The organism is Oceanospirillum maris DSM 6286, assembly GCF_000422865.1.
Classification (GTDB): Bacteria; Pseudomonadota; Gammaproteobacteria; order Pseudomonadales; family Halomonadaceae; genus Oceanospirillum; species Oceanospirillum maris.
Window position 1 is genome coordinate 50,700 of sequence record NZ_AUGW01000022.1, and the last position, 7,265, is coordinate 57,964.

4 protein-coding genes are annotated in these 7,265 nt (G+C 45.8%); 2 read left to right on the forward strand and 2 right to left on the reverse strand.

The genetic code is table 11. From position 1 onward, the window contains the following. Positions 1-41 precede the first annotated feature (41 nt). Positions 42-272, reverse strand: coding sequence for a sulfurtransferase TusA family protein (locus G517_RS0109880; RefSeq protein WP_028304279.1), 231 nt, complete (start codon positions 270-272; stop codon positions 42-44). A 162-nt stretch (positions 273-434) separates the two neighbouring features. Continuing rightward, positions 435-1,484 (reverse strand): tRNA (5-methylaminomethyl-2-thiouridylate)-methyltransferase, encoded by a 1,050-nt coding sequence (locus G517_RS0109885; RefSeq protein ID WP_028304280.1) that lies wholly within the window; start codon positions 1,482-1,484, stop codon positions 435-437. Between the two features lie 323 nt (positions 1,485-1,807). Between G517_RS0109885 and typA the strand changes: the two genes are divergently transcribed. Beyond that, positions 1,808-3,628, forward strand: a complete 1,821-nt coding sequence (typA, locus tag G517_RS0109890; protein WP_028304281.1) for a translational GTPase TypA — start codon at positions 1,808-1,810, stop codon at positions 3,626-3,628. Positions 3,629-3,898: 270 nt separating this feature from the next. After that, positions 3,899-7,265, forward strand: a 3,367-nt coding sequence (locus G517_RS0109895; protein ID WP_028304282.1) for a DUF4347 domain-containing protein, incomplete at its 3' end; no start/stop codon positions are given.

The window sequence follows — 7,265 nt, forward strand, 5'->3', positions numbered from 1 at the left end:
GCAATGCCGCTCATCAATATCCGCCCGATAACCGATTAAGACTAGGTATCGTTGACTTCAATAGTAATGACAATCTCATCGGAATTCTCCTCCGTTGAGACTAAAGTATGACCGTGTACACGACACCAAGCAGGAATATCATGTAAAGTGCCTGGATCTGTGCAATAAACAGTCAGTTGGTCACCTACGGATAGCTCGCTAATTTTATTCTGAGCACGAATCACCGGAAGCGGGCAAAGTAAGTTGCGAGCGTTTAATTCATGTTGAGCCATAGATTTCTCTTCTCTTAGATAGTCAGTCATGATTGCAGTATGACAGGGGGCAAGCGCGCTTTATTTGTGCACTGGGCGTTAATTTTAGGCTGAAGGCGAAAAAAAACGCACCAGAGTTATCGAATGCGTTTTATATTACTTTTACAGGTTTATTTTTATGCCCTAGTTGACGTACCAACTATCAGGAATCTCATCTATCGGCATAGGTTTTACCTGTAACGCTTGGGCAGGCTCGTTGTGCTGTCGCACAAGTTCAACCGTAACGTTATCTTCGTTACGGCCTTGACTGAAACGGGCAACCATACGAGCGGCAAGCTCTAAATCAGCCTCAGTTGGAGTACCGTCAACCAATGTCAGCGGGCCACCATGACTGGTTGGATAAAGATAAGTGAACTGCGGACGATAGCCCCGCATAAAGTTATTTTCACCCTCTTCTCGGCTAACAATCAGCTTAAAATTATTAGCAGGACGAATATGCCGCCCCACTTTCAAGAGCATAATGTCATCAATTTCATAGTCACGCTCACCACGGGCATTCCAGAGATCCTGCAACTTGTTACTATAACTTTCATCGGTCAGGAAGCAGCAGCCACCCGCAGGTTGTGACCACTCATCAATACCTAGGCTACGTGCCAATGCAATTTGTGGTTTACGGTTACGGCCATGAAAATCATACAGGTTTTCCCGCTTGATCCAGCCTTCTCGCTCAGGGTGCGTTTCCGGCAGATGGTGGGCGCATAACGGGCGGACAAGACGATCCTGCACCTGTGATTCTCGGGCAATAATCGGCATGGTTGATTTACGCTGAGATTTAGGACGCTGACCAACGACTTCACCCGTAATCACAAAGTCAAAATCATTATCCTGACACCACTGCCAAGCACGGCCTACCATATCAATTTTACAATCAAGACACGGATTTAGATTTTGGCCATAGCCGTGTTTTGGATTAAGTACGATATCTTTGTACTCTTCTGAAATATCAATAATATGCAGCTTGATACCCAGTTGCTCTGCCACCCAAAGAGAACTGTTTTTCTTCTGTTTGTCCTTGTCTTTTTTACGAATGGCATGAGTGTGCCCTTCGACACAAAAGCCGGTGTAGAAGTTAATACCCTCTACATGAACACCTTGATCCTGAATAACTTTGGTAGCCAGCATGGAGTCCAGTCCGCCGGAAATCAGAGATACGGCTTTGCGTTGTTTGGTCATGTCCCACCCATTTAAAGCGACAAAAAACGCAGGATTTTACCGGATCGTGGCCAGATAGAAAGTTAAAACGTGACTTTTTATTGCCCGTAAGGCTGTAATAATAATTACTAAGACGTAACCGCTTGTTTTTACTTAATAGTTCCCCTCAATGCTGGTTGATCCACGCCATTGAAGAAGAAATTCATATAACCGTAAAAGCAAAGCGTGTACAATTTCACACCTTTTTATTTTTCCTTTGCTGCCTTCTTGGCGGCAAGCATTTCCAGAGATAAGGGCAAATTACGGCTCTGTATCTCGTATTTAAAGCAGGCGAAAAACTCCGAATGTCTTCAGATATCAATAAGTTACGCAATATTGCAATTATTGCGCACGTTGACCACGGTAAAACTACTCTGGTTGATAAGCTACTTCAGTTCTCCGGTACGCTGGATCGTAAAGATGCGGGTTCAGAACGCGTCATGGACTCTAACGACCAAGAACGTGAACGCGGTATTACCATTTTGGCGAAAAACACCGCCATCAACTGGAACGATTACCGTATTAATATCGTTGATACTCCAGGACACGCCGACTTCGGTGGTGAAGTAGAGCGTGTACTATCCATGGTTGATTCGGTTCTTCTTCTGGTTGATGCTGTAGATGGCCCGATGCCTCAAACACGCTTTGTAACATCAAAAGCATTTGAGCGCGGTCTTAAGCCTATCGTTGTTATCAACAAAATTGACCGTCCAGGCGCACGCCCTGACTGGGTAATGGATCAAGTATTTGATCTGTTTGATAGCCTAGGCGCAACAGACGAGCAGCTTGATTTCCCTGTAATCTACGCTTCAGCATTAAACGGTATTGCCGGTAATGATCCTGAAGAGATGGCAGACGACATGAAGCCTCTGCTAGAGATGATTGTAAGCCGTGTTCCTGTACCTGACGTTGATCCAGAAGGCACGTTCCAAATGCAGGTTTCTGCACTGGATTACGACAGCTACGTAGGCGTTATCGGTATTGGCCGTATCACCCGTGGTACGCTGAAACCAGGCCAACAGGTGATCATCAAAGATATTGCTGGCAAAGAACGTAAAGGCAAAGTTCTAAACGTAAAAGGCTACATGGGCCTTGAGCGTGTTGATACGGATCTGGCTGGTGCTGGTGACATCGTATGTATCAATGGTATTGATGGTCTAAGTATCTCTGACACCCTGTGTGATCCTGAGTGTGTAGAATCGCTACCGCCTTTGACCGTTGATGAGCCTACCGTAAGCATGACGTTCCTAGTAAACGATTCCCCGTTTGCGGGTAAAGAAGGTAAGTTTGTAACCTCTCGCAATATCAAAGAGCGTTTGGATCAAGAGCTGATTCATAACGTAGCATTGCGTGTAGAACAGGGCGATACGCCTGATAAATTTAAAGTATCAGGCCGTGGTGAGCTTCACCTGTCTGTACTGATTGAAACAATGCGCCGTGAAGGCTTCGAGATGGGTGTATCCCGTCCTGAAGTTATCCGCAAAGAAATTGACGGCGTAATGATGGAACCCTATGAAAATGTAGTGATTGATGTTGAAGATCAGCATCAGGGTTCTGTTATGGAAGAGATGGGTCTGCGTAAAGCTGAACTAACCAACATGGAACCAGACGGTAAAGGCCGTGTGAAACTTGAGTTCACCGTTCCTTCCCGTGGCCTAATCGGCTTCCGTGGTCACTTCCTGACAATAACCTCAGGTTCCGGCATCATGACCAGCATCTTTGACCGTTACGATACGGTAAAAGATGGTGAAGTAGCCAAACGTCAAAACGGCGTACTGGTTTCCATGGTGAAAGGTAAGACATTGTCTTACGGCCTGTTTAACCTACAGGATCGCGGTCGCTTATTCTTGGGTCACGGTGCAGAAGTATATGAAGGCCAGGTCATCGGCATTCACTCTCGCAGCAATGACTTAGTTGTTAACCCAACTAAAGCCAAACAGCTGACTAACGTACGTGCTTCTGGTACAGATGAAGCGTTGACGTTATCTCCGCCAATCAAGCAAACGCTTGAGCAAGCACTAGAGTTCATCGAAAACGACGAGCTAGTAGAAGTAACGCCTGTCTCGGTTCGGGTTCGTAAGAAACTATTGAGTGAAAACGAACGTAAGCGCTCTAAGAACAAGTAAGCCAATGTTTCTTCCAGCAGGCTAAATTAAGCTTGCTTGGTGATACAGAAAAAGCCGCAACGGTTGCCCGTTGCGGCTTTTTTTATCTCTAAAACAAGAGGTTATCTTTAGATACATTAGGATGTCAGGTTTTGTCAGAATCTAATGCGTAACAAACTGTTACTATCAAGAAATTAATTAATAGTCTGTGCTTGATTTAGGTGCCGTCCATTCTCTGATTAGACGAATAGCCGGCCAATGACGCTTACGTTTACGTTTACAGGATATATTATGGATACGCTAAAAGGCTCTATTACCGGATCATTACTCTTGCGACAGGTTACCTTTATCGATACAGGCCTGCCGGACTACCAAACCTTGATTGACGGCCTTATCGAAGGTATGAAAGTGGTTTTAGTCGCCCCTGATCAAGACGGTATTCAAGTCATGGCTGACTGGGCCAAGAGCCACACTGGCTATAGCGCGATTCATATTCTAGGTCATGGCTCGACCGGTGCTCAGCAACTGGGTAGTACGACTCTCTCTTCTGACACACTAAATCAATACCAAACACAACTTAGCCAAATTGGCTCCTCTCTTACTGAGAACGGCGATATTTTACTGTATGGCTGTAACGTAGCCGCCGAGAAAACCGGTGTGGATTTTATTGGCAAACTTGCCCAAGCCACTGGTGCCGATGTAGCAGCATCGGATGATTTAACAGGGGCTGAAGGCAAAGGTGGGAATTGGGTATTGGAGCAGACGACAGGCGATGTACAAACTGCTATGAATTTATCTCTATATGAAAGCACCTTGATTCCTTCAGGGTTCAGCCCAGTAGTTTCTAATGCATCACCTTCTATCACAGGCACACCGTCTGATCTAACTGTTACCGAAGACACCGCCTCTAACATTGACCTCTCTGCGGTTTCTTTTGCAGATACCGATGACGACTCACTCACTGTGACTTTAACGGTTTCCGCCGGTACTTTTTCCACACCGGCGGATGGTGCAAGTGTTGGCTCTGGTGTCACTGAAAGCAAGGACAGTGATACTAAGATAACTTTGGTGGGGTCCGCTGCGGATATTAACACTTACCTCGATACCGCTTCTAATATCAAGTATACCAGCGCAACCGGAGATGCTGGGGCCACTATTACGATTAGCGCCTCAGATGGCATCCTTGACTTGACTAGCAACCCTACGGTGAACCTGAATATAAATAATGCCCCAGTGTTTGGTGCGGCCAATGTATCAACTCAGGTATCAGTTTTTTCTTATCCTAACTTGAATGGTAGCGATTCCTCCCCTGGAAGCAGTAATGAAAATGCTAACCTAGCCAGTATTGTTCAGAACGTAATCAATAATGGTGGAAAATACACCCTTGATACGAGTATAACGAGTTTTGCGGCAGATAATTTTGCGACTCAGCTAAACAGTAGTGGCTTCTTTTTCATGACAGATATGGAAAATAAATCACCTACCGATCCGGCATTTTTTCCAGAGTCTGCTCAAACGATCCTTCGCGACTGGGTTAGTGCTGGTGGCGTTATGATGATGACAGGTACAGGCGGGGACAAAGACACCCAGTTTCTTAACAGTATTTTCGACTGGGATCTGACCACTGAGAACGGTTCATCTTGGGATTTAAACAGCGCTAACGCTGCTGGAACGCCTTTTGCAGATGGCGCTAGCAGCCTAAGCAACCCCAGTGCAACTGATTCCATTGGCAAGGGAACTGTGGCTAGCTTTAATCCCATCTATGGAACGGAGGATAATGCTACTGTCGCCACTATGACCTACGATGCTGGTACCGTTATTTTTATGGGGTATGACTATTACAGCTCAGGTATCGCTGGTACCGGCTTTATTGATCACACGCAATATACCACGGATGTTAGTGACGGTAGTTCGAAAGATAATGCTTGGGTTACTGAGATAATCCCCAGCGCTATGGAGTATTCGGCCAAGCTCTCATCTGGCACAGCGTTAACAGCTGCCATCGGCCTTACCGCATCTAATTCACTTTTGGTCACCGATAAGAATATATCTGATGACGTAGGTGTCACTGTAACGAGCGTAACGGCACAAGAAAAAAACAGTGATGGAAGCGATCAAAGCTCTGATGCAGAGCAACCTGAAAACGCAGCACTGTTATCAATGTTCAGTGTTAGCCTAGCTCCTATTTCCGATGGAGCTCTTTACCAAGCAGAGCTGACTTGGGATTTTAACTCTGGTGATATCGGCTTCAATTATCTTAATAAAGGCGAGAAGTTAATATTGAGCTATACGCTCACGGCTGATGATGGTAAAGGGGGCACTGCTAACCAAGATATTGAGATTACAATACAAGGAGCCAATAAAGCACCGACTGGCACTGTCACAATAAAAGGCACTGCCAAACAAGGTGAGACTCTCACTGTCAGCAACAATCTTGCCGATGTAGAGGGTTTGGGCACTTTAAGCTACGAATGGTTCGCTGATGGTGTAACCATTGACGGTGCGACAGGTACAACTTATCTATTGTCCAAAGCAGAAGTGGGTAAAACCATCACGGTAAAAGTTAGCTATACCGATCAACAAGGCACCCCTGAAACAGTAACAAGTACCGCTACCACAACGGTTACCAATCTAAATACTCTCCCCACTGGAGGCATTACAATCAATGGTACCGCCAAACAAGGCGAGACGCTCACTGTCAGCAACAACCTTGCCGATGCAGAGGGCCTTGGCACTTTAAGTTACGAATGGTTCGCTGGTGGTGTAATCATTGATGGCGCGACAGGTACAACTTACACCTTGTCCAAGGCAGACGTGGGTAAAACCATCACGGTAAAAGCTAGCTATACCGATCAACAGGGCACCTCTGAAACAGTAACAAGCCTTCCCACGACAACGATTATCAACCTAAATACTCTCCCCACCGGCAGTATTACAATCAATGGCATCACCGAACAAGGCGAGATTCTCACGATCAGCAACAATCTTGCTGATGTGGATGGTCTTGGTATTTTAAGCTACCAATGGTACGCCGATGGAGCAGTAATTAGCGGTTCGGCTGGACCAACATATCGACTAACTCAAAATGAAGTTAGCAAAAAAATCATCGTTAAAGCTGTTTATATTGACCAACAAGGCACAACTGAAACAGTAATAAGCTCTGCCACCTCAATGGTTAAACCAACCCCGCCGTCAGAAGAAGAGTGGAATAATTTATCCGATAACGATGGTGATGGTGTACCGGAAAGCGTGGAAGATTTTGTTCCTTCCACTGACGGACAGACACTAGGTGACGGTAACGGTGACGGTATCGCTGATAGCGAGCAATCCGATGTATCTTCGGTACCTTTTCGTAATACCAGTAAGGTATCCGTTGAGCCAAATGCTTCGAAGGTCTTTATCACTCTAGCGGCAACAGCGGTAGCCGCCGGTGATAATGGCTCCTCTAGCTCATCATCGGCCAGTATTCGCGATGTTAAGCAGCAGGATGCCCCTGTGGATAAACCAGATGATTTAACGATGCCCTTAGGGTTAATCAGTTTTAAAGCCGATGTATCCAACCCTGGTGATATTCAAAATTTCAACTTGTTGGTCAGCAGTGAAGCCTCTGTTAACGGCTACTGGAAACAGGATAGCACCGGAGATTGGGTTAACTTAG